We start from the raw sequence: 25,312 nt of genomic DNA, 5'->3' as shown, positions 1-25,312 counted from the left end.
GTCGCCTTCGCCGGAGGCAGCCCGCTCGCCCTCTCGCTCGCGGCCTCCGTGCCCCCGGCTGCACCCGGCGCACCCTGGGAGCCGACCGGCGACGTCCTGACGACCTTGGTCGAACGGCTCGTGGGCGACCTGCCCAGCGCCGTCCACCGACGCGCCCTCGAGGTCGTCGCACAGGCCTACGTCACCCGCGAACCCCTGCTGCGCGCGGTGCTGGGAGACGAGGACACCGACGCGGTGTTCTCCTGGCTGCGCCAACTGCCCTACATCGAGGCCACTCCCGAGGGGCTGCACCCGCATGACGCGGTGCGGGCGACCCTCGAGGCCGACCTGCGCTGGCGGGACCCCGAGCGCCACGACGACGTACGCGTCCGTATCTCCCTCGCCGGTCTGCGGGCCGTGCGCGCCGCCGCCCCCGACGACGCGCTGCTGCGGGTCGCGGAGTGGATGTTCCTCTTCCGCCACCGGGGCGGACCGGACGACCTGTACAACTACCGGACGCATCCGCACATCGAGGACACTCCGCTCCGGCCCGAGGACGTGCCCGGCGTGCTGCGCATGGCCGAGGAGGCGGAGGGCCCGGCATCGGCGGCGGCGGTCGAGCACTGGGTGCGCCGCCAGCCGGAGGCCTTCCGCGTCCACCGCCATGTGGGCTCGTCCGCACCCGTTTCCTTCATGGCCATTCTGCGGCTGGACGCACCGCTGCCCGAGGACTGTGCCGAGGACCCGGTGATCGCGGCGGTCTGGGAGCTGGTGGAGACGGCCGCTCCGCTGCGGCCCGGCGAACACCTGGGCATCCGCCGCTTCGCGGTGCAGTCCGGCGGGCACCAGCGGCCGTCGCCCCTGATGGAACTCATCAGCCGGCGCGCCATCGGTGAGGAGATGAGGACCCACGGGCGCGCGGTGACCTTCACCGTCTTCGAGGACGCCGACCGGTGGGGGCGCTACCTCGCCGAGGCCGGGATGCCGGAGGTCGCGGCGGTGGACGTCGGAGGGCGGCGACAGCATGTCTTCGGCCGGGACTGGCGACGGCAGACGATGGAGCACTGGGCGCAGCACCGGGCCCGCGCGGTGGTCACCCCTGTCTCGACCTGGCCCTCGACCCTCGCCAGGAGCGGGCCGGGCGACCAGTCGGCGCGTGCCGCATTCGCGGAAGCCGTACTGGAGGCGCTGCGCACCTGGCACACGCCCCGGGCGTTCGCGACCAGTGTTCTGCTGAACTCCCATCTCGTGCCGCCGGGTTCGGCCGACCCGGCCGCCGACCTGCGCCGCGCCATCGTCACCGCCCTCGACGCGCTGCAGACCGACCCCGCGGGCGTCAAGGCCCACGAGGCCCTCACCGCCACCTACGTCACCGCCTGCCGCACCCACAAGGCCGCCGCCCGACGGCTCGGGGTGCCCTACGGCACCTACCGGCGCCACCTCGCCCTGGCCAAGGAACGCCTCATCGAACAACTCCTGCGGCAACCGTCCACGCCACCGGACCACACCGCGGACTCCCGTGGACAGTTCTGAGCACGGTGAGACTGCGCTCGGCCTCGGTGGCGGGAAGGCCGAAGTGCCGCAGCAGGCCGAGCGCCACCCGGTCCGCGGAGGAGCCGTCGTCGCGGTCGGGCCGCGCGTGCAGCAGCACGCCGTCCCCAGGGTGTACTCGGTCCTGGTCGGCTGTCCGGTCGACGCTGACATCGGCTCGATGCGCTGCGCCGTGGTCGGCACCTCCGCTGCGCGTCCGTCGATCCTCTGCGGGCGGTCGGACGTGTTCGTGGCGCGGGCCACTGAGCGGTTTGGCCGGAGGCGGTTCCCAGGTTGGCAAGCGACCGCTTAGTATGCGAGTGACCCGGTCGGACGACGCAGTCGACGCAGTCCCGTGGAGGCACCGCATGCAGGCATGGCAAGTGCACGAGAACGGCGAGCCGAGTGAGGTGATGCGCCTCGCAGAGGTGGCGCCGCCCACGCCCGGCGAGGGCCAGGTGCTGCTGAAGGTGCGTGCCGCCAACATCAACTTCCCGGACGTGCTGATGGCCCGCGGCCAGTACCAGGTCCGCCCGCCTCTGCCCTTCACGCCGGGCGTGGAGATCTGCGGCGAGACCGAGGACGGGCGCCGCGTGATCGCGAACCCCGCGCTGCCGTACGGCGGCTTCGCCGAGTACGCCGTCGCGGACGCCGCCGCCGTACTGACCGCCCCGGACTCGCTGGACGACGCCGAGGCCGCCGCGTTGCACATCGGCTATCAGACGGGCTGGTTCGGCCTGCACCGCCGGGCGCACCTGGAGGCCGGGGAGACGCTGCTGGTCCACGCTGCCGCAGGAGGGGTCGGCAGCGCGGCCGTACAGCTCGGCAAGGCCGCCGGGGCACGGGTCATCGGTGTCGTGGGCGGCGCCGAAAAGGCCGTGGTGGCCCGGGAGCTGGGCTGTGACGTCGTCATCGACCGGCGCGGTGAGGACGTCGTGAGCGCGGTCAAGGAGGCCACCGGGGGCCGGGGCGCCGACGTGATCTACGACCCGGTCGGCGGCGAGGCCTACACGCAGTCGACCAAGGTCATCGCCTTCGAGGGCCGGATCGTCGTCGTCGGCTTCGCCAGCGGCAACATCCCCGCGCCCGGGCTCAACCACGCGCTGGTGAAGAACTACTCGATCCTCGGTCTGCACTGGGGCCTGTACAACACCAAGAATCCCAAGCTGGTCCAGCACTGCCACGAACAGCTCACCGAACTCGCCGCCCGGGGCGCCATCAAGCCACTGGTCAGTGAGCGGGTGCCGCTGCAGGAGGGCGCGGCGGCCGTGCAGCGCGTCGCCGACGGTGTGACCACCGGCCGGGTGGTCGTCGTCCCGTCGCTGGAGAAGGGAACCGCTGCATGACCGACGCAGCCGAACTGCGGCGCCGCACACGGGAGTTGCTGGCCGCGTATCCGCCGGCCGGCACCGACCGCCTGGACTTCCTCCGGGCCCGCTTCGACGCGGGGCTGGCCTGGGTTCACTACCCCGAGGGCCTCGGTGGCCTCGGCGCGCCCCGGTCCCTGCAATCCGTCGTGGACGCCGAGTTGGAGGCCGCCGGGGCCCCCGACAACGATCCCAGGCGCATCGGCATCGGGCTGGGCATGGCCGCGCCGACCATCCTGAAGTACGGGACCGAGGAGCAGAAGCGGCGCTATCTGCGGCCCCTGTGGGTGGGGGAGGAGGTCTGGTGCCAGCTCTTCAGCGAGCCGGGCGCCGGCTCCGACCTGGCCGCGCTCGGCACCAGGGCCGCCCGAGAGGGCGACCAATGGGTGGTCAACGGGCAGAAGGTGTGGACGTCCAGCGCCCATCTCGCCCGCTGGGCCATCCTCATCGCCCGCACCGACCCGGACGTGCCCAAGCACGCGGGCATCACGTACTTCATCTGTGACATGACCGACCCCGGCGTCGAGGTCCGCCCGCTGCGGCAGATCACCGGCGAGGCGGAGTTCAACGAGGTCTTCCTGACCGACGTCCGCATCCCGGACTCCCGGCGCCTCGGCGAGGTCGGCGACGGCTGGCGGGTCGCGCAGACCACGCTGAACAACGAGCGCGTCGCCATCGGCGGTATGCGGCTGCCCCGCGAGGGCGGCATGATCGGCCCCGTCTCGAAGACCTGGCGCGAGCGGCCCGAGCTGCGCACCCACGACCTGCACCAGCGGCTGCTGAAGCTCTGGGTCGAATCCGAGGTCTCGCGCCTCACCGCCGAGCGCCTGCGCCAGCAGCTGGTCGCCGGCCAGCCCGGCCCCGAGGGCGCCGGCATGAAGCTCGCCTTCGCCCGCCTCAACCAGGAGATCAGCGGCCTGGAGGTTGAACTCCTCGGCGAGGAGGGCCTGTTGTACGACGACTGGACCATGCGGCGCCCGGAACTGGTGGACTTCACGGGCCGCGAGGCCGGCTACCGCTATCTGCGCTCCAAGGGCAACAGCATCGAGGGCGGGACCAGCGAGGTCCTGCTGAACATCGTCGCCGAGCGGGTCCTGGGCCTGCCCGCCGAGCCGCGCACCGACAAGGACGTCGCCTGGAAGGACCTCGCCCGATGACCGACCTGCTGTACTCGGAGGAGGAAGAGGCGCTGCGGGCGGCCGTACGGGACCTGCTCGCCGACCACTGCGACGCCCCGGACGTCATCGCCCGCACCGAGTCCGACGCCCCGCACGACCTCGCCGCCTGGAAGGCCCTCGCCGACGGCATGGGCCTCGCGGGCCTGCTGGTGCCCGAGGCGCAGGGCGGACAGGGTGCCACGCACCGCGAAGTCGCCGTCGTCCTGGAGGAGTTGGGCCGCGCGGTCGCCCCCGTGCCGTACCTCGCCAGCGCCGTCGTCGCCACCGAGGCCCTGCTGGAGTGCGGGGACGAGGAACTGCTCGGCCGGCTGGCCTCAGGGCGGGCCATCGGGGTGCTCGCGGTCGGACTGCACCGCGCTCCGGGCACCGCGTTTCCCGCCGTACGGCTGGAAGGCGGCGCCCTGCACGGGGAGTTGACCGGCATCGCGGACGCCGTCGTGGCGGACGTACTGCTGGTGTCGGCCGAGGACGGCGGGCTGTACGCGGTGGAGGCCGCCGACGCCACCGTCACCCCGCAGGTGTCCCTGGATCTCACCCGGCCGCTGGCCACCGTCACGCTCGACGGTGCCCGGGGCCGACGCCTCGGCGACGCCGGACCCGCCGTCCGGCGGGCGCTGCGGGCCGGTGCCGGACTGCTCGCCTCCGAGCAACTCGGGCTCGCGGAATGGACGTTGACGGAGACCGTGCGCTACCTGAAGGAGCGCAAGCAGTTCAACCGGCCGGTCGGCGGCTTCCAGGCGCTCAAGCACCGGCTCGCCCAGCTGTGGCTGGAGGTCGCGAGCCTCCGTGCCGCGGCCCGCAACGCGGCCGACGCGCTCGCCACCGGGGAGGAGATCGACCTCGCGGTGGCCGTCGCCCAGGCCTATGCGTCGCCCGTCGCCGTCCACGCCGCCGAGGAGGCGCTGCAGTTGCACGCCGGCATCGGCATGACCTGGGAACACCCCGTCCACCTCTACCTCAAGCGGGCCAAGGCCGACTCGATCGCCTACGGCACGGCCGGCGCCCACCGCGGCGCGGTGGCCGAACTCGTCGACCTGCAGGCCCCCTGACGGTCACTTGGTGAAGCCCGCCCCACCTGGGGCGGGCTTCTTCGTGTGCCCGTGCCGAAGGAGTGAACGGGTGACGGCAGTCCGGCCAACTCCTGGCATGTACAGGTTCATAGGGTGCCAACGCGCCTCATACTCCCTGTGGTTCCGACCCGCCCCACAGGGAGGCAGAACATGGCCCTCGTCACCCGCCGCAGAGCCCTCACCACCTTCGGCGCCACACTCGCCGCCGTGCTCGCCCCGCCGGCCGGCAGCGCGTTCGCGGACGGACGCAAGCACACCAAGCGCCCGTTGTGGCGCGCCCACGCCCACAACGACTACGAGCACCCGCGCCCCCTCTTCGACGCGCTCGACCACCGGTTCGGCAGCGTCGAGGCCGACATCTTCCTCGTCGGCGACCAGCTGCTGATCGGGCACACGGTCGACGACCTCGACCCGACCCGCACCCTGGAGTCCCTCTACCTCGACCCGCTGGCCCGCATCGTCAAGGCCAACCACGGCTCCGTGTACCGGGGTTGGCACCGGCCACTGCAGCTGCTCATCGACATCAAGACCGAGGGCTCCTCGACCTACCTCGAACTCGACCGCCATCTCCAGCGCTACAAGCACCTGTTCACGACGTACGCCCACGGCCGTGTCCACCCCGGCGCCGTCACCAACGTCATCTCCGGCGACCGGGCCGCCCGCATCCCCATGGAGGCGCAGAGCGTGCGCCGCGCCTTCTACGACGGCCGCCTCACCGACCTCGGCACCTCGGCACCCGCCTCCTTCGTCCCGCTGATCAGCGACAACTGGCAGCTCAACTTCACCTGGCTGGGCGTGGGCGCCTTCCCCGAGGCCGAGCGGCAGAAGCTGCGCGGCATCATCGGCCAGGCGCACAAGGCCGGGCAGAAGGTGCGGTTCTGGAACACCCCCGACGTGGCCGGGCCCGCCCGGGACGCGCTGTGGACCGAACTGCTCGCCGCCGGCATCGACTTCTTCAACACCGACGACCTCGCCGGACTGGAGTCCTTCCTGGACACCCACAAGGCGGGCTGAGAACCACACGTTCGGAGGACAGGTCAGCCGCCCGGACGAACCCCCCGCTACGCCACACTTGCGGCCGAAAGCCGTGAACCGCACGTGCGGCGTGGCGGAGGAGGTTGACGATGGCGATTTCCATCTCTGTGGTGCTGCTGTTCCTGATCCTGGCGGTGATCTTCCTGCGCAGCGGCGGGCTGAAGTTCTCGCACGCCCTGGTCTGCATGCTGCTGGGCTTCTTCCTGGCCGGCACCAGCATGGCGCCCACCATCCACAGCGGCCTCACGGCGACCGCCGACATCGTCAGCAGTCTGCATCCGTGAGGCCGTGCGCGGTCACCGCTTGACGAAGACCCCGATGCCGTTGGGGACCGGGCGCTCCGCGTCCCCGGACGGATGATTGCGTACGGTCACGCCGCTCGCGCCCGGTGCCCGGGCGACCAGGGTGGTCGAGCCGCCGCCGTCCAGGCTGAAGGCGTCCACCGAGCCCAACGCCCGCATCTCGGCCGCCACTTCGGCGATCGTCAGGCCCTTGCGGTACTGGGGCGCGCCGTCGAGTGCGAACAGCAGGACCCGTCTGCCGCCGTCCGCGATGCCGACGGCCGTCCGCACCGCCGCCGTGCCGTTGTCCAGCCCGGCCGGCGGCCGTCCGCCCCTGAGCACCGGGTAGCCGCCGAGGGCGAAGCGGTACGGGATCTTGGAGGTGGCCGCGACCAGACGGTGCGTCACCTTCACCCGCTCGCCCTTCACGAGCCTGCGCAGCCGGTCAGCGCCCGCCTCCCGGCCGAGGAGGACCGTGGTGCCCGTCGCGATCGCGCCGGCACCCGGTGTGGCCGACGTCGACACCACCCGGCCGTGCCGGACCGTCACCTCGTAGGTGTCCTTGCTGCACGCGGCCGCCCGGTCGGTGTCCGTGCCGCAGGTGGCACGCAGCCGGGAGACGCCGCCCCAGTCCGAGGTGAACGCGCCCACCGAGTTCACCGGCAGCGCGAACTGGTTGAACCCGCCGAGCGGCAGGCGCCCCGCCGGTGTGCGGACCGTCCCCTGGAGGGCCAGGTGGTCCAGCCGGGCCCTGCGGTCGATGCCCACCCCGAGCACGTCCTCGGTGCTGGTGCCGGGCGGAAGCGCCGGGCCGAAACGCTGGCCGTCCGGCACGGACGCCTTCAGCGGGTGACCGTTCGCGATCGCCGGTCCGTCCGTGGAGCCGGTGGCGTCGACGCCCGGGTGCTGGGTCTCGGTGATGTTGAAGAAGTCGCCGTTGACGCCCGCGACCGCGCCCCCGGCGTCGGCGAGCAGGGAGACGGGCGCCCGTGCGGCCACCGCGCCCGGGTACAGCAGGTCGAGCCGGACGTGCGGGTCGCGCAGGTCGACGGTCACCAGATGGGCATGGGTGAGCCCCTTCGACCCCTGGACGTCGAACTGCCGGTAGGTGACGCCCTTCGCTATCGCGGAGACGGCGGGTACGCCGCTGGCCGGTGCCGCCCCCACCAGGGCGGCACCGGCCAGCGCGCCGAATGCGGTGAGAAGAGCGAGTACGGATCTGTTGGATCTGCCTGCCGGTAAACGCCTTTGACGATGCGTCACACTGCCCCCTGAGGTCTCGTCAACTGTCCCGGGTACCAAGGGAAGTGCAGCAGAAGACCGAGACCCGCGGGGTGGCTAGGCGTCGACTACACGAGAACGGGTGAGAAAACGCACCCCCTCGGGTGCCTCCAGCGAGAAACCGCTGCCACGGCCCGCCACGACGTCCACGATCAGCCGGGTGTGGCTCCAGGCCTCGTACTGGCTTCGCGCCATCCAGAACGTCACCGGCTCCGGCACGCCCTCGACCTCCAGCTCCGCCAGCAGCACGTCCGAGCCGCCGGGGCGGAACTCGCCGTCGGGGTAGCACATGGGCGCGCTGCCGTCGCAGCAGCCGCCGGACTGGTGGAACATCAGCGGTCCGTGCGTGGCCCGCAGCCGGCGCAGCAACTCGGCGGCCGCGGGGGTGAGCTCGACACGCGGGGTCTCCTCGTCCATGGGGCCAGGGCAGCACACCCGAGGTTGCGAGAGGGTTGCACACCCTCTCTACGGACCGGCAGGGTTGCGCATGATCCGGGCGGACCGCCGCCCGCATCCCGTCGTCGACCGGCTCCTCGGGCTCCCGGGGGCGGAGGGGCGGTGAGGGCTCAGGCCGGCTGGGGCGTCAGGCGGGCGTGGCCCCTGCGGTCGTAGTAGCGGGTCATGGCGAAGCCGAAGAGCAGGGCGAGGGCCGCGCCGATGGCGATCATGATCCAGGAGCGGGTCAGGCCGGCGTCACCGCGGGCGTCGAAGTAGAGGATGGCGCGCACTCCGTCGCTGAGCTGGCGCATGGGCTCGAAGTTGGAGAGGAAGCGGTAGAAGCCGGGGACGGCCTGCAGGGGGACGGTGGCTCCGGAGGACGGCAGGCCCAGCACGATGAAGACGAACATGGAGACCAGCTGGCCGATCCCGCCGAACGCGGCGTTGATGGCCTGCACACCGAGGCCGACGGCGAGCGAGGCGCAGTAGGAGTAGATCCACAGCAGGGGGAGGTGGCTCGCGTCCATGTCCAGGATGGTGATCGTCGCGAGCATGATCAGGGAGACGGTGAGGACCGTGATGCCCGCGGTCATGGCCATCTTCAGCAGCAGGGTCTGCGTGCGGTTGATCGGGACCGTGGGCAGCCGGGTGTGCCAGGGGCCGATCTCGTTGTCGGCGTAGCCGAGCGAGGTGTCGACGGCGTTGCTGATGACGTTGCCGCCGATGAAGCCGGCCAGCACCAGCAACAGGGTGTAGTAGAAGGCGCTCAGGCCCAGGCCGCTGTGGCTGCCGAGGGGATGGCCGACCTGGGTGACGACGTTGACCGGGTCGGCCAGCAGCAGCTTGGTCGTGGCGTTGGCCCGCGCGTCCGCCCGGGTGAGCTGCTTGCCGATGGTCTGTGACGCCTGGTGCGCGGCCTGCGTGGTGATCTGACTGGCGAGGGAGGAACCCAGGCTGCCCTTGCCGGGGTTGGTCAGTACCGTCATCGTGGGCCGCTCGGTGGCGTCGCTGGTGGCGAGCGCGGTGACGGAGTCCGTGAAGTTCGCCGGGATGACCAGGGCGCCGTACACCTTCCCGGAGTCGAGCTGTTCCTGCGCCTGGGCGAGGGTCAGGGTGCGCCACGCCGCCTTGTCGCTGGAGGTGTCGGAGGTGATGGCGGCGGCGATCTGCGTGCCTGCGTTCTGCCGCTGACCGGCCGGCGGTCTGCCCGTGTCGCCGTTGACCAGGGCGATGGGCAGATGGCGCAGATCGCCCTGCGGGTTCACGACGCCGCCCATGTAGAGGAGGGACAGCAACAGGGCGAGCAGCCCGGTCAGCAGGGTGGGCATCAGCCACAGCTTGGGGCGGCCCAGCAGGGTGACGGCACGGGCCGGGGGACTGGCGTCGGCCATGGTTCTCCCTAAGTCGTGGGGGCGGGGCGTCTACCGCACAGCTGCGCACCCCAGAGCCTACGGACGACAATGGGCGGACGACCGCAACCTGTCCGAACGCCATGAACCCGTCCCCGCTCCCGTCCGTACCTCTCAGGCAACCCACAGGACGGCCGCGCCCTCCTACCGGTTGACGTAGTGGGCGACACACCCGAGGAGTGTCCGTTGGACCGCACCGAGTCCTCCCCTCCCGAACCGCGCGCGGTCTCCCGCCGCAGGTTCATGGTCTACTCGCTGTCCGCCGCCACCCTCACCGTCGCCGCCCCGCTCGCCTGCGACACCTCCAGGGCCCAGGGCTCCGAGCCCGCCGGCGCGGTGGCCACCGGTGACGACGACGAGATGCTGGTCCTGGAGGTCACCAAGGCGAACCGGGTGGTCGTACGGCTGCCCCGGGTCGAGGTCGGCCAGGGTGTCACCACCGCCGTCGCCATGATGATCGCCGAGGAGCTGGACGCCCGCCTCGCCGACGTCGACATCCCCCTCGCGGACGCCCGCACCAAGGGCAACCAGTCCACCGGCGGCTCCAGTTCCGTCCGATCGCTGTACGACCCCGCACGCCGGCTCGCCGCCACGGCCCGCGCCAGACTGGTGACCGCGGCCGCGCACCGCTGGCACCTGCCCGCCCGGACCCTGCACACCCGGGACACCATGGTCGTCGCCCCCGACGGCCGTAAGGCGAGCTTCGGCTCGCTCAGCGCGGACGCGGCCCGGATCCGCCGTGCCGAGGTCTCCGCCCGGCCCCGCCCGGCCGCCCGGCACAAGGTGATCGGCCGGCCGACGAACCGGATCGACGCCCGGGACATCGTCACCGGAAAGGCCGAGTTCACCGGAGACCTGTCCGTGGCCGGGGCGAAGCCGACCGTGGTGGCCAGGCCGCCGACGCTCGGCGGCCGGGTCGTCTCGGTCGACGACCGGGCGGCGCGCGCCCTGCCGGGCGTCCACGCCGTCGTGCGGGTGCCCGGCGGGATCGCGGTGGTCGCCGAGTCCTTCCACCACGCCTTCACCGCCCGGGACGCCCTGAAGATCAGGTGGGCGCCGGGCCCGATGGCCTCGCTGTCCGATGCCGGCATCCGCTCCCGGCTGCGGGCCGCGCTCCCCGCGCTGGGCTCACCGCCGCGCGGATCGACCCAGGTGCAGGGGGAGTTCGAGTTCGCGTTCGTCAGCCACGCGCCGATGGAGGTGCTGACCGCGATCGCGGACGTGCGCGCCCACCGGGCGGAGCTGTGGTTCTCCACGCAGACCCCGATGGAGGCGCGCGACACCATCGCGTCCGCCGTCGGACTGCCCGCCTCCGCCGTCACGGTGCATGTGATCCGCGGCGGCGGCTCGTTCGGGCGACGGCTGACCTTCGACGCGGCGATCGAGGCGGCCCTGATCTCGAAGGCCGCCAAGCGGCCCGTCAAGCTGATGTGGAGCCGCAACGACGACACCCGGCACGGCCGGATGCGCCCCGCCAGCCACCACCGCATCCGCGCCAGCCACCAGGGCGGCCGCGTGATCGCCTTCGCCCACGCGATGGCCTCGGTCAACGAGTCGTCCGGGAAGAGCGGGGTCGACCAGGCCTCCTTCGTACGGCGCGCGTCCGGACCCGCGCCCAGTGACTCCGGGCTCTACAACTTCGGCCACCTGTCCGGGGATTCGGCCGGGGTCGACCTCCCGATACCGCTCGGCGCCTGGCGGTCGGTCGACTCCGGAACCGCGCGCACCGCGGAGGAGATCCTCGTCGACGAGATCGCCGCGAGCCTCGGCGAGGACGCGGTCGCCTTCCGCCGTACGACCCTGCGCAGCGGGTCCGTCCGGGCCGTGCTGGACAAGGTCGCCCGGGCCGGGGGCTGGGGGCGGGCCCTGCCCGCCGGGCACGGACAGGGCGTGGCCGTGCACGAGGAGTACGGCTCCTGCGTGGCCTGCCTCGCGGAGATCGACGCGACCGATCCCCGGCAGCCCCGGGTGACCCGCGTGGTGATGGCCGCCGACGTCGGCACGGTGATCAATCCCCGGGGCATCGAGGCCCAGCTCATGGGCACGGCGATCGACGGGATCTCCACGGTGCTGTCGGCCGGCCTGCACATCGACCGGGGTGCCGTGCGCGAGGGCAGCTTCGCCGACTTCCACTGGGCCCGGCAGCGCCACGCCCCGCTGCGCTTCGAGGCGCACCTCATGCCGTCCACGGCGGACCCGGGAGGCGCCGGGGAGCTGGGGGTGCCGGCAGCCTCCGGAGCCGTCGCCAACGCCTACGCCCGCGCGACCGGCACCAAGCCGCGCCGTTTCCCGCTGAGCTTCTGAGAAGGACCCGATGCCCTCCTACTCCTTCACCCTCAACGGCGAGAAGGTCACCGTCGAGGCCCCCGCCGACATGCCCCTGCTGTGGGTCCTGCGCGACCTGCTGCACGTCACCGGCCCCAAGTACGGCTGCGGAGTCGGCGTCTGCCGCGCCTGCACCAGCCACCTCGACGGCGACGAGATCCAGCCCTGCGTCGTCAAGGTCGAGGACTGCGCGGGCCGGAAGGTCACCACCATCGAGGGCCTGGCCGACGGCGACACCCTGCATCCCGTGCAGCAGGCCTGGCTGGAGCGCGACGTCGCCCAGTGCGGCTTCTGCCAGCCGGGCCAGATCATGGCCGCGGTCGCCCTGCTGAAGCGGACACCCCACCCCACGGACGCCGACATCGACGGCATCGAGAACGTCTGCCGGTGCGGCACCTACAGCCGGATCCGGGAGGCCATCGAGAAGGCCGCGGCGGAGATCAACACGGCGACGCCGAAAATCACCCCTTGAGTGGCCCGGCTCACATGGCCAGGGAGGCATGTCACCGACACCATGGGGGACGTCATCGGCAGGCTGAAGGGAGCGGCGATGTTCCGCAAGGTGCTGGTCGCCAACCGTGGTGAGATCGCGATCAGGGCATTCCGTGCCGCCTACGAGCTGGGTGCCAGGACGGTCGCCGTCTTCCCGCACGAGGACCGCAACTCGCTCCACCGGCTGAAAGCCGACGAGGCGTACGAGATCGGCCAGCCCGGCCATCCCGTACGGGCCTATCTGTCGGTGGAGGAGATCGTCCGCGCGGCCCGCAAGGCCGGCGCCGACGCCGTCTACCCCGGCTACGGCTTCCTGTCGGAGAACCCCGAGCTGGCCAAGGCCTGCGAGGAAGCGGGCATCACCTTCGTCGGGCCCAGCGCGCAGACGCTGGAGCTGACCGGCAACAAGGCCCGTGCCGTGGCCGCCGCCCGCGCGGCCGGCGTCCCGGTGCTCGGCTCCTCCCAGCCCTCCAACGACGTCGACGAACTGGTGCGCGCGGCCGAGGAGATCGGCTTCCCGGTGTTCGTGAAGGCCGTCGCCGGCGGTGGCGGCCGTGGCATGCGCCGGGTCGAGGACCCGGCCGCGCTGCGCGAGTCCATCGAGGCCGCCTCCCGTGAGGCCGCGTCCGCGTTCGGCGACCCGACCGTCTTCCTGGAGAAGGCGGTCGTCGACCCCCGCCACATCGAGGTGCAGATCCTCGCCGACGGCGAGGGCAACGTCATCCACCTCTTCGAGCGCGACTGTTCCCTCCAGCGCCGTCACCAGAAGGTCATCGAGCTGGCCCCGGCGCCCAACCTGGACCCGGCCCTGCGCGACCGCATCTGTGCCGACGCCGTCCGCTTCGCCCGCGAGATCGGCTACCGCAACGCCGGCACCGTCGAGTTCCTGCTCGACCGGGACGGCAACCACGTCTTCATCGAGATGAACCCGCGCATCCAGGTCGAGCACACGGTCACCGAGGAGGTCACCGACGTCGACCTGGTCCAGGCCCAGCTGCGCATCGCCTCCGGCCAGACCCTCGCCGACCTCGGTCTGTCCCAGGAGACGGTGAAGCTGCACGGCGCGGCCCTGCAGTGCCGTATCACCACCGAGGACCCCGCCAACGGCTTCCGCCCGGACACCGGCCGCATCAGCGCCTACCGCTCGCCCGGCGGCTCCGGCATCCGTCTGGACGGCGGAACCACCCACGCCGGTACGGAGATCAGCGCGCACTTCGACTCCATGCTGGTGAAACTCACCTGCCGGGGCCGGGACTTCAAGGCCGCCATCGGACGGGCCCGGCGGGCCGTCGCCGAGTTCCGCATCCGGGGTGTGGCCACCAACATCCCCTTCCTGCAAGCGGTGTTGGACGACCCGGACTTCCAGGCGGGACGGGTGACGACCTCGTTCATCGAGGAGCGCCCGCATCTGCTGACGGCGCGTTCCTCGGCGGACCGCGGCACCAAGCTGCTGACCTACCTCGCCGACGTCACGGTCAACAAGCCGCACGGCGAGCGCCCCGAGCTGATCGAGCCGGTCACCAAGCTGCCCCCGCTGCCCGAGGGCGAGCCGCGCGCGGGCTCCCGGCAGAAGCTGGTCGAACTCGGCCCGGAGGGCTTCGCCCGCCGGCTGCGCGAGTCGCCGACCATCGGCATCACCGACACCACCTTCCGCGACGCCCACCAGTCCCTGCTCGCCACCCGGGTGCGCACCAAGGACCTGCTCGCCGTCGCGCCCGTCGTCGCCCGCACCCTGCCCGAGCTGCTCTCCCTGGAGTGCTGGGGCGGTGCCACCTACGACGTCGCCCTGCGCTTCCTCGCCGAGGACCCCTGGGAGCGGCTGGCCGCCCTGCGCGAGGCCGTGCCCAACATCTGTCTGCAGATGCTGCTGCGCGGCCGCAACACCGTCGGCTACACCCCGTACCCCACCGAGGTGACCGACGCCTTCGTGCAGGAGGCCGCCGCCACCGGCATCGACATCTTCCGCATCTTCGACGCCCTCAACGACGTCGGCCAGATGCGCCCCGCCATCGACGCCGTGCGCGAGACCGGCACCGCGATCGCCGAGGTCGCCCTCTGCTACACCTCGGACCTGTCCGACCCGAACGAGCGTCTGTACACGCTCGACTACTACCTGCGCCTCGCCGAGCAGATCGTCGAGGCCGGCGCCCATGTCCTGGCGGTCAAGGACATGGCCGGCCTGCTGCGCGCCCCGGCCGCCGCCAAGCTCGTCTCGGCGCTGCGCCGCGAGTTCGACCTGCCGGTGCACCTGCACACCCATGACACGGCGGGCGGCCAGCTCGGCACCTACCTCGCCGCGATCCAGGCGGGCGCGGACGCCGTGGACGGCGCGGTCGCCTCCATGGCCGGTACGACCTCCCAGCCCTCCCTGTCGGCGATCGTCGCCGCGACCGACCACTCCGACCGGCCCACCGGGCTGGACCTGCAGGCGGTCGGCGACCTGGAGCCGTACTGGGAGAGCGTCCGCAAGGTCTACGCCCCCTTCGAGGCGGGCCTCGCCTCCCCGACCGGGCGCGTCTACCACCACGAGATCCCGGGCGGACAGCTCTCCAACCTGCGCACTCAGGCCGTCGCGCTGGGCCTCGGCGACCGCTTCGAGGACATCGAGGACCTGTACGCGGCCGCCGACCGCATCCTGGGCCGACTGGTCAAGGTCACCCCGTCCTCCAAGGTGGTCGGCGACCTAGCGCTGCACCTCGTCGGCGCGGGCGTCAGCCCCGAGGACTTCGAGGCGGCGCCCAACCGCTACGACATCCCCGACTCGGTCATCGGCTTCCTCCGCGGTGAGCTGGGCACCCCGCCCGGCGGCTGGCCCGAGCCGTTCCGCAGCAAGGCGCTCGAGGGGCGCGGCCCGGCCAAGCCCGTGCAGCAGCTGACGCCGGAGGACCGCGAGGGCCTGGCCAAGGAGCCCCGCGCCACCCTCAACCGCCTCCTGTTCCCCGGCCCGACCCGCGAGTACGAGGCCCACCGCGCCGCCTACGGCGACACCAGCGTCCTGGACAGCAAGGACTTCTTCTACGGCCTGCGCCCGGGCAAGGAGTACTCCGTCGACCTGGAGCCCGGCGTGCGGCTCCTGATCGAGCTGGAGGCGGTCGGCGAGGCCGACGAGCGCGGTATGCGCACGGTGATGTCGACCCTGAACGGCCAGCTCCGCCCGATCCAGGTGCGGGACACGGCCGCCGCCTCCGACATCCCGGTCACCGAGAAGGCCGACCGGGGCAACGCCGGCCATGTCGCCGCGCCGTTCGCCGGTGTGGTCACCCTCGCGGTCGCCGAGGGCGACGAGGTGGACGCCGGCGCGACCGTGGCCACCATCGAGGCGATGAAGATGGAGGCCGCGATCACCGCCACCAGGGCGGGCCGCGTGACCCGCCTCGCCATCAACCGGATCCAGCAGGTGGAGGGCGGCGACCTGCTGGTCGAGATCGGCTGAACCCCTTCTCGCGGCGATTCCGACGGCCGTATCGGGAAACCCGGTACGGCCCATCGGAACCGCCGGAGAGGGCGCCATGACTGCTGCCGACACCGCACGCTACGACGACCAGGACGACACCCCCCTGACGGGGTACGCCGTGCTCGCCGGCACCTTCGCGACGGGCGTCGCGGCCTTCACCGCCGCGGTCCGGGCGCGCGGCGTACGGCCGCCCCGGGACGTGCCGCCGTGGGACGTCGCCCTGATGGGAGCGGCCGCGTACAAGGCCTCCCGGCTGCTGGCCAACGACAAGATCACCAGCTTTGTGCGGGCGCCGTTCACCGAGCGCAAGGGGGACGGTGAGGCCGCGGAGGTCATGGACGAGCCGCGCGGCAAGGGGGTGCGCCGGGCCGTGGGCGACCTGGTGTCCTGCCCCTTCTGCGTCTCGGTCTGGGCGGCCGGCGCCCTGGTCTGCGGGTACACCACCGTCCCCCGGGCCACCCGGCTGGTCTGCGCGGGCCTGGGCGCGGTGACCCTGGCCGACTGGCTGCAGTACGCCTGGACCTGGACCCAGCAGAGCGTCGAGTGATTCCCCTAGAGCCCTACCTCGAGCGGGCCTACGAGTTCGGCGTCCTGGAGGACTTCCTACGAGTCGCTGGTCGACCCGGGCGAGACGTGGTGGGAGCAGCTCAGGCGGCGCGCAGCGCCGTCGAGGCCATGGCTCCAACCCACCCGCACCCCGGCAGTGAGTCCGCGGCGAAGAACCTCACCCTGGGCCCCTTCGCAGCGGTGATCGACCGCACCCGTGACGCCGTCCGCAAGGCGATGGGCGAGGACGGCTGACCTCAGGTGTTCAACGTGCGGCGACCAAGGCGTCCAGGCCGAGGTCGTCGCCGCTGACGTCGGCGAGCCACGGGTCGTGGACGTACTCGAAGCCGCGGGTGTCGGTGTCGAGCAGACCGATGCTCCCGGGTGTGACCTGCTGCCGCGGGTTGATCGGCGCACCGCTTCTTCCGTCGGCCTTCGGACGCACCAGCTGGGCGAGGGCGTACGAGGTCGTCGGGCCGTACCGACGCGGCCCGTTGGGGTGGTGGTAGTGGCCGCTGACGTGCAGGGGCGGCCGCAGATGCTCGATGAGCCGGGTCAGCTTGGGGGAACCCTGGACGGTGCCGCGCCACTCGGACATGCCGTAGGGGCCGTCGTGGGTGATCAGGAGGTCCACGCTGCCCGGTTCGACGTCCATCAGCCGGGCGTACGCGTCGGGGTCGAAGTCCATCGCCTCCGACTCGATCAGCCCGATGAAGGCGGTGCGCAGACCGGCGATCTCGACGACATTGCCGCAGGCGACATGGCGGTAGGCGCCGAGCGGGTCCACCGGAGTCACGGCCGACAGGCAGTTCTGGTGCAGGGTGGCCAGCCACGCGTGGTCCTCGTGGTTGCCGCTGACGAAGTGGAACGCGGGAACCTGCTCCAGCGCCCTGCGTACCGCGTCGGCCAGTTGGGGTGATGGGTCGAGCAGCCGGAAGAAGTCGCTCTGCGCCGGCTGGTCCGCGCCGAACCGCCGACTGGCCTCGTCCCACCGTTCCGGCGCGGGAAACGCGCCCAGGTCGCCGACCTGGATCAGCGCGTCGAGCCGGATCCCGCGCCGCTTCTGCACCAGCACCGCGGCGCCCAGCGCGTGCAGTACGCATCCGTGGACGTCCCCGAAGAACGCGACCTTCACATGCCGCTCCCCTGTCGTGGTTGTGTCTCTGGTCTTTGTTGTCGCATCCGTCGAGCCTCGCGGGCGGGGGGCGGACGGGCAAGCGGATATCCACTCCAGGGATGGTGGCCGACGCTGCCGATCGTATGATGGTGGCCAGATCGCTCAAACGAACATTCCCGGGGCGGAGGCCGTATGCGTGAGCCGGTCGATCTCAGACGGCGGCGGATCCTCGCCGCGGTGCAGGCACGCGGAACGGCACGGGTCGCCGACCTCGCCGCCGAACTGCAGGTGTCGGTGGTGACCGTCCGCCGGGACGTCGAGGAGCTGACCCGCGAGGGCAGGCTCAGGCGCGGCCACGGTGTGGTCCGCTCCACCCTGCCTGCCCAGGAGCTGCCCGAGCGCGCCACCGGTGAGGGCGACACCGTGGCCGTGGTGGTGCCCGAGCGGCACTCCTACCTCTACGAGGCCCTGCACGGCGCGCGGACCGTCCTGGACGCCGCCGGTCTGCGGGTCGCCCTGCACATCGCCCCGCAGGTGCCCGGGGCCGAACGCCCCCAGGTGGAGCGGGCGCTCGCCGACGGGGCCCGCGCGGTGCTGCTCGCGCCCCGCTGGCGCAGCCCGGCGGCGGAGGAGGACGACTACCGCTGGCTCGCCGCGCTGGACGTGCCGACGGTGCTGATGGAGCGCCGCCCCCCGAAGGGCAGCGCCCTGCACGCCATGGACTCGGTCTGCTCCGACCACTGGTACGGCGCCCACCTCGCCGTCGAGCACCTGGTCGGCCTCGGCCACCGGCGCCTCGTTTTCGCGACCCGCGACGACAGCCCCACCGCCCGCACCCTGCGCGCCGCGCTCACCGAGATCGCCGGCGATCACCCCCTGGTCGAGGAGTGGGCCTGGGCGCTGAGCTCCTCCCGGGGCGCCCTCGACCAGCAACCCACCGATGTGACGGACCTGGCCGCGCTGTTGCGCAAGGCGGGCGCGACGGCCGCCGTCCTGCACGGCGACGTGGACGCGCTGATGCTGGTGCAGCAGCTCGCCGAGAACGGTGTGCGCGTCCCCGAGGACTGCTCGGTCGTCGCCTACGACGACGTGGTGGCCGGTCTCGGCAGCCCGCCGCTGACGGCGGTGTCACCGCCCAAGGGCGAGGTCGGCCGGGTGGCGGCGGAGCTGCTGCTGCGGCGCTTGGACGGCACCCACGGCGAGGGGACGCGCTCGGTGCAGCGCGTCGAACTGCTGCCGACCCTCACGGTGCGCGGCTCGACGCGCGCCCTGTGACACGGGGGCCCCAGGAGCCGTATTCCACCCGATGAGCGTTTGACCGCTTTATTTTCTTCTGATCGATCTATTGACCGTTTCTCGTGGGCCACGGAGGATTCCGGTGACTCGAACAGGTCGTGCCCACCCGGGCACGCAGGAGCCTCGGGAGGCCCGATGCCTGGTCGACGCAGCCGTCGATCCGTGCTCGCCGCGATGGCCGCCCTGCCGCTGACCGGTGCCGTGAGCGCCTGCAGCGGACAGGGCGCCACCTCGGCGGGCAGCACCAGCGGGACCACGCGCATCACCTTCTGGTCCGCCCTGCGGGGCAGCCAGCAGGTGGTGGACGCGTTCAACCGCACCCACGACCGTCTCCAGGTCGACTTCCAGCAGATCCCGTCCGGCACCCAGGGCGGCTACGCCAAGCTCTCCAACGCCGCCCGGGCCGGCAACGCGCCGGACGTGGCCACCATCGAGTACCCGCAGATACCCGGCTTCGCCATCGACGGCGTCGCCCGCGACATCAGCGGCATGATCAGCGACACCCTCAAGGCCAAGCTCCTGCCGCAGGCCCTCGGCCTCACCACCTTCCAGGGCCGCATCTTCAGCGTCCCGCTGGACGTCGAGCCGATGGTCATGCACTACCGCACAGACCTGTTCGAGCAGTACGGCCTCCATGTCCCGCGCACCTGGGACGAGTTCGCCGAACTCGCGCACACGGTCAAACGCAAGGCGCCGGAACGCCGGCTGGCGCTGTTCCCCACCGACAGCCTCGCCACCCCGTTCGCGGCGTACTGCTGGCAGGCCGGCGCCCAGTGGTTCGACACCTCCCACGGTGCCTGGAACGTCTCCCTCGCCGACGCGCCCACCCGGCGCGTGGCGTCGTACTGGCAGAAACTCATGGACGAGGACGTCGTGTTCGTCAACGCCATGGACAGCCGCCAGTACGACGCGCAGGTCGCCGGCGGCCTGGTGCTGGCCCGGCTCACCGGCGCCTGGGACGCGGGTGCGCAGATGAAGAAGCAGCCCCAGCAGAAGGGGAAGTGGCGGATCGCGCCGCTGCCGCAGTGGGACGAGAGCCACCCGGCCATCGGCACCCACGGCGGCTCCACCTTCGCCGTCACCAAGGACAGCCGGCACCCCGAGGCCGCCATGGAGTTCATCGAGTGGCAGGTCTCCCACCCGGACGCCCTGCGCGCCCGGCTCTCCAGCGGCGCGAGCAGCCAGTACCCGGCCGTGCCCGGTCTTGTCCCCGTCGACCGCAACGCCTTCGACCGCTCGTACTACGGCGGGCAGGACATCTACACCCTCTTCGACCAGGAGGCCCGCAAGATCCGCGACGGCTGGGTGTGGGGTCCGCGGATGACCGCCACCGGCAAGGTGATGCAGGACGGCTTCGCCCGCGTCGGCGGCGGCCAGGGCAGCCTCATCGACGCGGTGCGCGCGGCCCAGGACGGCACGATGCCCGACCTGAAGGCCCTGGGCCTGTCCACCACCCAGCACAGCACCTGAGCCACCGGCAAGGCATCCGCACCGCATTCGAGCCACCGGCAAGGCACCCCGCCCGCATCCGAGCCACCGGCAAGGCATCCCGCACCCACCTGAGCCGCCCGAAAGGCAGGTGAACCCCGTGGCCGCGACCACCCAGCACGCCCCGCCCGCCGCACTCCCCGGCACCGCGCCGGCCCCCGCCCACCGCACCCGCAAGGCGGCCCGGCGCCGTCAACTCGGCGCCTGTGGCGTCCTGATGGCGCCCTTCTTCGCCCTGCTGGTGACCGTCTTCCTGATCCCCGTGGGCACCGCCGTCTACCTCAGCTTCTACGGCGACGACCATCCGGGCCTCGGCTTCGGCACCGCCCGCACCATCTTCGTCGGCTTCCGCAGCTATGCGGCCGTCCTGACCGACCCGACGTTCCTGTCCGGGCTCGGCACGGTCGCCCTGTACTGCCTGGTCTACATCCCGCTCATGGTCATCGGCTCCCTGGTCCTGGCGCTGCTGCTGGACTCCGGCGTCGTACGGCTGCGGGCCTCGGCCCAGCTGGGCCTGTTCCTGCCGCACGCCGTGCCCGGCATCATCGCCGCCCTGATCTGGCTCTACCTGTACACGCCCGGCATCAGCCCGGTCGTCGAACTGTTCGCCAAGGCCGACATCACGGTCGACTTCCTGGGGCTGCACACCGTGCTCCCGTCGATCGTGAACATCGCCCTGTGGAGCAACCTCGGCTACAACATGGTGGTCTTCTACGCCGCCCTGCAGGCCGTGCCCCGCGAGGTGATCGAGGCGTCCGTCGTCGACGGCGCGGGACCCGTGCGCACGGCACTGCAGGTCAAGACCCCGCTGGTGCGCGCCTCGATCGTCATGGTCGCCATGTTCACCCTGATCTGGGGCCTGCAGCTGTTCACCGAGCCGATGCTGCTCAGCCAGTCCTCCCCGATGATCAGCTCCCGCTTCTCGCCGAGCATGTACATCTACGACGCCGCCTTCACCCGCAACAACTACAGCCTGGCCGCCGCCGCCTCGGTCGTCCTGCTGCTGTGCACCATCGCCCTGTCCTACGCCGTCACCCGCTGGACCAGCCGGCTCGACCGCACGGAGGAGGCCCGATGAGCGCCGCCGACACCACCCTGCTGCGTCCGAGGATGCTGGGCCGGGCCACCGTCAATGTCGTGGTCGCCCTCTCCGTCCTCTACACCCTGCTGCCCGTGCTCTGGCTGGTGCTCGCCGCCGGCAAGAGCCGCGACGCGTTGTTCGGCAGCAACATCCTGTCCCTGAAGGACTTCTCCTTCGGCCAGAACCTGCACGACCTGTTCGCCATGGACGGCGGCCAGTACGGCCGCTGGTACCTCAACAGCCTGCTGTACGCCGTCCTCGGCGCCGCGCTGGGCGCCCTGGTGAGCGTGGCCTGCGGCTACGCCTTCGACAAGTACCGCTTCCGGCACAAGGAGAAGCTGTTCGGGCTGGTCCTGGCGGCCGTCATGGTCCCGCAGACCGTCCTCGCCCTGCCGCTGTACCTGATGGCCTCCGGCACCGGGCTCGTCAACACCTTCTGGGCGGTGTTCATCCCGGTCCTGTTCAATCCCTTCGGCGTCTACCTCGGCCGCATCTTCAGCCAGGGCTACGTCCCCGACGAGGTCCTGGAGGCCGCACGCATCGACGGCGCGGGGGAGCTGACCACATACGCCCGGGTGGCGCTGCGCATGCTCGGTCCCGGCCTGGTGACCGTCTTCCTCTTCCAGCTCACCGCCATCTGGAACAACTTCTTCCTCCCGATGGTGATGCTCTCCAACCAGGACCTGTATCCCGTCAGCCTCGGCCTGTACACGTGGAACAGTCAGGCCACCGTCGAACCCGACTACTACCCGGTGGTGATCATGGGCTCCCTGCTGGCCGTCCTCCCGCTCATCCTCGCCTTCGTCCTGCTGCAGCGCTTCTGGCGCAGCGGACTGACGGCGGGCTCCGTCAAGTAACCCGGCTCGCTGAGGAGTTCACGCACCCCCATGACCGACTCGACGTTCCGTCCACGCGCCGCCCTCGCCATGTCCCGGGACGCGGCCGCGGCCGTCCTCGACCCCGAGTCCCTCGAAGCCCTCGCCGCGATCTGCGACCTCGCCCCACCCCCGTCCCTCGACGACCTCACCACCCCGCGCGCCCGCGAAATCCTCGCCGACGTCGACCTGTTGGTCACCGGCTGGGGCTGTCCGCCGCTGGACGCGGTCGCACTGGCGGCGGCCCCCCGGCTGCGTGCGGTGGTCCACACCGCGGGCAGCGTTCGCGCACACATCACCGCCGCCTGCTGGGAGCGCGGCATCGAGGTCTCCTCGGCTGCCGCCGCCAACGCCCTGCCGGTCGCCGAGTACACCCTCGCCATGATCCTGCTGACCGGCAAACACGTCCTGGAGCGCGCCCGCGAGTACCACGCAACCCGGGTCCGCGCCCCCTGGCTGCGCACCCCGCGCACCGTCGGCAACCACCGCCGAACAGTCGGCATCCTCTCCGCCTCCCTCACCGGCCGCCGCGTGATGGAGCTGCTGCGCTCCCACGACCTCGACGTCCTCCTGCACGACCCCTACGTCACCGACGCCGATGCTGCCGAACTCGGCGCCATGCGCGTCGAGTTGGAGGAGCTGTTCGTGCGCAGCGACACGGTCAGCGTGCACACTCCGCTGCTGCCCGCCACCCGCGGCCTGGTCAGCCGGACTCTGATCGACGCGATGCGCCCCGGCTCCGTCCTGATCAACACCGCACGCGGCGCGGTCATCGACCAGGACGCGCTCACCGATGCCGCGCGGGCCGGCCGCATCCGGGCCGTCCTCGACGTCACCGACCCCGAAGTCCTTCCGCCCGAACACCCGTTGTGGGACTGCGACAACGTACTCATCACCCCGCACCTGGCCGGCTCCCAGGGCAACGAATGGGGCCGCCTGGCCGAACTCGCCGTCGCCGAGACGGCCCGTTGGGCCGCGGGCGCCGGTTTCCTGCATCCCGTACGACGCGAAAGGCTGGCGTACACGGCATGACCCTTCCCTTCCCACTTCCCCCGGAGGACCGGGAGTCGGGCCCGTACACCGGATACACCCGCGCCCACTGGGAGGCGGTCGCCGACGGTCTGCTGGCCGCCGCCTGGCGCTGGAGCACCCCGGGCAGCGCCCTGCTCGACCTGCCCGGACGGCCCTCCCGCTCGGGCGTGCGCTCCGACGGCCTGGAAGGCTACGCCCGTACCTTCCTCGCCGCCGCTTTCCGCGTCGCGGGCGCCGGCGGCGCCGACCCGCACGGCTGGCTGGAGCGCTACGCGAGCGGGCTCACCGCCGGCACTCGCACGCCCGGCCGTGATGACACCGAGTCCTGGCCGCTGATCCTCGACCACCACGTCCAGGGCCAGCCCATGGTCGAGTCGGCGTCCATCGCGCTCGGCCTGCGGATGACCGCGCCCTGGTTGTGGAAGAACCTCGACGCCGACGTCCAGGACCGCGCCGAGGAATGGCTGCGCGGCGCCCTGCGGCACACGCCCGCGCCGAACAACTGGTACCTCTTCCCCTACACCGTCGCCGGGTTCCTGGAGTCGGTGGGCCGAGGCGACGCCGAGACGGCGGCCGTACGGCAGCGTGCACGCGACCTTCTGGAAGGCTGGTACGTCGGCGACGGCTGGTACACCGACGGTGACGCCCGCGCCTTCGACCACTACAACGGCTGGGCCCTGCACCTGTATCCGGTCTTGGACGCGCATCTCGCCGGCGCGGACGACGGCGTGTACGGCGCCCGCCTGCGCGAACATCTCGACGCCTTCTCCCTGTTCTTCGCCGCGAACGGCGCGCCGCTGCACTACGGGCGCTCACTGACCTACCGCTTCGCCGCCTCGGCCGCGGTCGGCCTCGGCGCCGTCACCGGCCACACCCCGCTCACCCCGGGCACCTCCCGCCGCCTGATCAGCGGCAGCCTGCGTCACTTCCTTCACCGGGGCGCCCTCACCGACGACGGACTGCTCAGCCTGGGCTGGTACGGCCCGCACGAGGCGACCCTGCAGACCTACTCCGGCCCCTCCTCGCCGTACTGGGCCTCAAAGGCCTTCGTCGCCCTGCTCGCCCCACCGAACCATCCGCTGTGGACCGCCCGCGAGGAGCCCGCGCCGGTCGAGACGGCCGACCGTGTCCTTGCCCTGCCGGCACCCGGGTTGCTGCTCCAGTCGACCCGCGCCGACGGGATCGTACGACTGCACAACCACGGCACCGACCACGTACGGCCGCACGAGGGCGACTCGGCGGGCGCGGACGATCCGCACTACGGGCGGCTGGCGTACTCGACGCACACGGGACCGACGGCGAAGGGCAATGCCGCCGACAACCACCTGTCCGTCGAGGTGGGCGGCCGGGGGAGCGTCCGGTGCCGCCTCCATCCGCTGGGAGCGGGCGGTGGTGCCGGCTGGGGCTGGGCCGCCTCCTGGCACCGACCGGTCTACACCGCCGGCCCGCCGATGGTGCCCGGGCTGCGGGTGGAGAGCGTGACGGTGGCCCGGGGGCCGTACGAACTCCGGATCCACCGTGTCCTCGGCGCGCCCGCCGACTCCCGTGTCACTCAGACCGGTTGGGCCACCGGCCCGGACGAACCCCTCGTCTCGGCCCTGCACGCCCTGCACGGCTGGGACGAGGAGCCCACCCCGATCCGCGCCCCCCAGGGAACGGCCTACACCCCATGGGCCCAGGTCCCTCGCCTGGCCGGCCGCTCGGGCGGCACGACCGTCCATGTGACCCTGGCCGCCCTCACCACGGAGCCGGTCGCCCTGTCGGAAGCCGTTTCCGGTGTGCAGGCCGGCGACTCCCGGGTGGAGGTCACCTGGGCGCGGGACGGGGCACGGACACGGGTGGAGTGGGAGCCGCTCAGGGTGTCGCTCGTGGAGTAGGGGTTCGGGACGCCGTTCGGCCTTGAGTGAGTGGCCCAACCATTTCCGCTCCGCGTCGGTCTCAGGGCCCTCGACACCAAGGGAGTCGTCGGCGTCGCCGAGACGGGAGACCGGTTCGGCGACGCCGGCGCTCGGCGACTACGACGGCGACGGAACGACCG

20 protein-coding genes and 1 pseudogene are annotated in these 25,312 nt (G+C 72.1%); 17 read left to right on the top strand and 4 right to left on the bottom strand.

From position 1 onward, the window contains the following. From ABZZ74_RS32545 to ABZZ74_RS32520, 6 genes are all read left to right on the top strand, one after another. Positions 1-1,512, top strand: a 1,512-nt coding sequence (locus tag ABZZ74_RS32545) for an ATP-binding protein (protein ID WP_356771066.1), incomplete at its 5' end; no start/stop codon positions are given. A 365-nt stretch (positions 1,513-1,877) separates the two neighbouring features. Continuing rightward, positions 1,878-2,855: an NADPH:quinone oxidoreductase family protein gene (locus tag ABZZ74_RS32540; RefSeq protein ID WP_356771065.1), complete on the top strand. Its 978-nt coding sequence runs from the start codon at positions 1,878-1,880 to the stop codon at positions 2,853-2,855. Then, positions 2,852-4,033: an acyl-CoA dehydrogenase family protein gene (locus tag ABZZ74_RS32535; RefSeq protein ID WP_356771063.1), complete on the top strand. Its 1,182-nt coding sequence runs from the start codon at positions 2,852-2,854 to the stop codon at positions 4,031-4,033. The genes ABZZ74_RS32540 and ABZZ74_RS32535 overlap by 4 nt, the downstream gene beginning before the upstream one ends. Further along, the gene (locus tag ABZZ74_RS32530; protein WP_356771061.1) at positions 4,030-5,103 is read left to right on the top strand and encodes an acyl-CoA dehydrogenase family protein; all 1,074 of its coding nucleotides are present in this window, start codon (positions 4,030-4,032) and stop codon (positions 5,101-5,103) included. Before ABZZ74_RS32535 ends, ABZZ74_RS32530 begins: the two co-directional genes overlap by 4 nt. Positions 5,104-5,274: 171 nt before the next feature. Then, complete coding sequence (locus tag ABZZ74_RS32525; protein WP_356771059.1) at positions 5,275-6,138, top strand: phosphatidylinositol-specific phospholipase C/glycerophosphodiester phosphodiesterase family protein; 864 nt, start codon at positions 5,275-5,277, stop codon at positions 6,136-6,138. Positions 6,139-6,248: 110 nt separating this feature from the next. After that, entirely contained in the window at positions 6,249-6,443 is a 195-nt protein-coding gene (locus ABZZ74_RS32520) for a hypothetical protein (protein WP_133046948.1), read from the top strand. Between the two features lie 12 nt (positions 6,444-6,455). On the opposite strand, the gene ABZZ74_RS32515 is transcribed toward ABZZ74_RS32520, so the two are convergent. From ABZZ74_RS32515 to ABZZ74_RS32505, 3 genes are all read right to left on the bottom strand, one after another. Then, positions 6,456-7,607 carry a phosphodiester glycosidase family protein gene (locus ABZZ74_RS32515; RefSeq protein ID WP_356771057.1) on the bottom strand — a complete coding sequence of 384 codons (1,152 nt, stop codon included), beginning with the start codon at positions 7,605-7,607 and terminating at the stop codon, positions 6,456-6,458. 171 nt (positions 7,608-7,778) lie between these two features. Beyond that, complete coding sequence (locus tag ABZZ74_RS32510; RefSeq protein WP_356771055.1) at positions 7,779-8,138, bottom strand: DUF779 domain-containing protein; 360 nt, start codon at positions 8,136-8,138, stop codon at positions 7,779-7,781. 149 nt (positions 8,139-8,287) lie between these two features. Further along, positions 8,288-9,550: a DUF3533 domain-containing protein gene (locus ABZZ74_RS32505; RefSeq protein WP_356771053.1), complete on the bottom strand. Its 1,263-nt coding sequence runs from the start codon at positions 9,548-9,550 to the stop codon at positions 8,288-8,290. A 261-nt stretch (positions 9,551-9,811) separates the two neighbouring features. On the opposite strand from ABZZ74_RS32505, the gene ABZZ74_RS32500 reads away from it, so the two are divergent. The 5 genes and pseudogenes from ABZZ74_RS32500 to ABZZ74_RS32480 all read left to right on the top strand — a co-directional run. Then, positions 9,812-11,872, top strand: coding sequence for a molybdopterin cofactor-binding domain-containing protein (locus ABZZ74_RS32500; RefSeq protein WP_356771074.1), 2,061 nt, complete (start codon positions 9,812-9,814; stop codon positions 11,870-11,872). A 10-nt stretch (positions 11,873-11,882) separates the two neighbouring features. Further along, positions 11,883-12,365, top strand: coding sequence for a (2Fe-2S)-binding protein (locus ABZZ74_RS32495; protein ID WP_356771051.1), 483 nt, complete (start codon positions 11,883-11,885; stop codon positions 12,363-12,365). 78 nt (positions 12,366-12,443) lie between these two features. Continuing rightward, on the top strand, positions 12,444-15,818 hold the full coding sequence (locus tag ABZZ74_RS32490; RefSeq protein WP_356771072.1) for a pyruvate carboxylase: 3,375 nt from the start codon (positions 12,444-12,446) through the stop codon (positions 15,816-15,818). A 76-nt stretch (positions 15,819-15,894) separates the two neighbouring features. Continuing rightward, the gene (locus ABZZ74_RS32485; RefSeq protein WP_356771049.1) at positions 15,895-16,386 is read left to right on the top strand and encodes a DUF1360 domain-containing protein; all 492 of its coding nucleotides are present in this window, start codon (positions 15,895-15,897) and stop codon (positions 16,384-16,386) included. 107 nt (positions 16,387-16,493) lie between these two features. Continuing rightward, positions 16,494-16,640, top strand: a pseudogene (locus tag ABZZ74_RS32480) (hemerythrin domain-containing protein); the annotation flags it as partial. A 10-nt stretch (positions 16,641-16,650) separates the two neighbouring features. Here the strand turns inward: ABZZ74_RS32480 and ABZZ74_RS32475 are convergent. After that, the gene (locus ABZZ74_RS32475) at positions 16,651-17,520 is read right to left on the bottom strand and encodes a metallophosphoesterase (RefSeq protein WP_356771047.1); all 870 of its coding nucleotides are present in this window, start codon (positions 17,518-17,520) and stop codon (positions 16,651-16,653) included. A gap of 174 nt (positions 17,521-17,694) precedes the next feature. On the opposite strand from ABZZ74_RS32475, the gene ABZZ74_RS32470 reads away from it, so the two are divergent. The 6 genes from ABZZ74_RS32470 (at position 17,695) to ABZZ74_RS32445 (ending at position 25,151) form a co-directional block, all read left to right on the top strand. Next, positions 17,695-18,777, top strand: coding sequence for a substrate-binding domain-containing protein (locus ABZZ74_RS32470; protein WP_356771045.1), 1,083 nt, complete (start codon positions 17,695-17,697; stop codon positions 18,775-18,777). 156 nt (positions 18,778-18,933) lie between these two features. After that, the gene (locus ABZZ74_RS32465; protein WP_356771043.1) at positions 18,934-20,268 is read left to right on the top strand and encodes a sugar ABC transporter substrate-binding protein; all 1,335 of its coding nucleotides are present in this window, start codon (positions 18,934-18,936) and stop codon (positions 20,266-20,268) included. Positions 20,269-20,386: 118 nt separating this feature from the next. Then, positions 20,387-21,364, top strand: coding sequence for a sugar ABC transporter permease (locus ABZZ74_RS32460; protein WP_356771041.1), 978 nt, complete (start codon positions 20,387-20,389; stop codon positions 21,362-21,364). Next, positions 21,361-22,224, top strand: coding sequence for a carbohydrate ABC transporter permease (locus ABZZ74_RS32455; protein ID WP_356771039.1), 864 nt, complete (start codon positions 21,361-21,363; stop codon positions 22,222-22,224). Before ABZZ74_RS32460 ends, ABZZ74_RS32455 begins: the two co-directional genes overlap by 4 nt. Before the next feature lie 30 nt (positions 22,225-22,254). Beyond that, on the top strand, positions 22,255-23,274 hold the full coding sequence (locus ABZZ74_RS32450; protein ID WP_356771037.1) for a hydroxyacid dehydrogenase: 1,020 nt from the start codon (positions 22,255-22,257) through the stop codon (positions 23,272-23,274). After that, positions 23,271-25,151 (top strand): DUF2264 domain-containing protein, encoded by a 1,881-nt coding sequence (locus ABZZ74_RS32445; RefSeq protein WP_356771035.1) that lies wholly within the window; start codon positions 23,271-23,273, stop codon positions 25,149-25,151. The genes ABZZ74_RS32450 and ABZZ74_RS32445 overlap by 4 nt, the downstream gene beginning before the upstream one ends. Positions 25,152-25,312: the final 161 nt, after the last annotated feature.

This window comes from Streptomyces sp. NPDC006476 (genome assembly GCF_040612015.1).
Lineage (GTDB): Bacteria > Actinomycetota > Actinomycetes > Streptomycetales > Streptomycetaceae > Streptomyces > Streptomyces griseorubiginosus_B.
Note: the sequence above shows the minus strand (reverse complement) of the source record. Positions and strands in the feature narration are given on the sequence as shown.

Bases quoted from the DNA above. Each gene is read 5' to 3' on its own strand.
- ABZZ74_RS32540 (WP_356771065.1), top strand. From the start codon at position 1,878: ATGCAGGCATGGCAAGTGCACGAGAACGGCGAGCCGAGTGAGGTGATG.
- ABZZ74_RS32535 (WP_356771063.1), top strand. From the start codon at position 2,852: ATGACCGACGCAGCCGAACTGCGGCGCCGCACACGGGAGTTGCTGGCC.
- ABZZ74_RS32530 (WP_356771061.1), top strand. From the start codon at position 4,030: ATGACCGACCTGCTGTACTCGGAGGAGGAAGAGGCGCTGCGGGCGGCC.
- ABZZ74_RS32525 (WP_356771059.1), top strand. From the start codon at position 5,275: ATGGCCCTCGTCACCCGCCGCAGAGCCCTCACCACCTTCGGCGCCACA.
- ABZZ74_RS32520 (WP_133046948.1), top strand. From the start codon at position 6,249: ATGGCGATTTCCATCTCTGTGGTGCTGCTGTTCCTGATCCTGGCGGTG.
- ABZZ74_RS32510 (WP_356771055.1), bottom strand. From the start codon at position 8,138: ATGGACGAGGAGACCCCGCGTGTCGAGCTCACCCCCGCGGCCGCCGAG.
- ABZZ74_RS32505 (WP_356771053.1), bottom strand. From the start codon at position 9,550: ATGGCCGACGCCAGTCCCCCGGCCCGTGCCGTCACCCTGCTGGGCCGC.
- ABZZ74_RS32500 (WP_356771074.1), top strand. From the start codon at position 9,812: ATGGTCTACTCGCTGTCCGCCGCCACCCTCACCGTCGCCGCCCCGCTC.
- ABZZ74_RS32495 (WP_356771051.1), top strand. From the start codon at position 11,883: ATGCCCTCCTACTCCTTCACCCTCAACGGCGAGAAGGTCACCGTCGAG.
- ABZZ74_RS32490 (WP_356771072.1), top strand. From the start codon at position 12,444: ATGTTCCGCAAGGTGCTGGTCGCCAACCGTGGTGAGATCGCGATCAGG.
- ABZZ74_RS32485 (WP_356771049.1), top strand. From the start codon at position 15,895: ATGACTGCTGCCGACACCGCACGCTACGACGACCAGGACGACACCCCC.
- ABZZ74_RS32470 (WP_356771045.1), top strand. From the start codon at position 17,695: ATGCGTGAGCCGGTCGATCTCAGACGGCGGCGGATCCTCGCCGCGGTG.
- ABZZ74_RS32465 (WP_356771043.1), top strand. From the start codon at position 18,934: ATGCCTGGTCGACGCAGCCGTCGATCCGTGCTCGCCGCGATGGCCGCC.
- ABZZ74_RS32455 (WP_356771039.1), top strand. From the start codon at position 21,361: ATGAGCGCCGCCGACACCACCCTGCTGCGTCCGAGGATGCTGGGCCGG.
- ABZZ74_RS32450 (WP_356771037.1), top strand. From the start codon at position 22,255: ATGACCGACTCGACGTTCCGTCCACGCGCCGCCCTCGCCATGTCCCGG.
- ABZZ74_RS32445 (WP_356771035.1), top strand. From the start codon at position 23,271: ATGACCCTTCCCTTCCCACTTCCCCCGGAGGACCGGGAGTCGGGCCCG.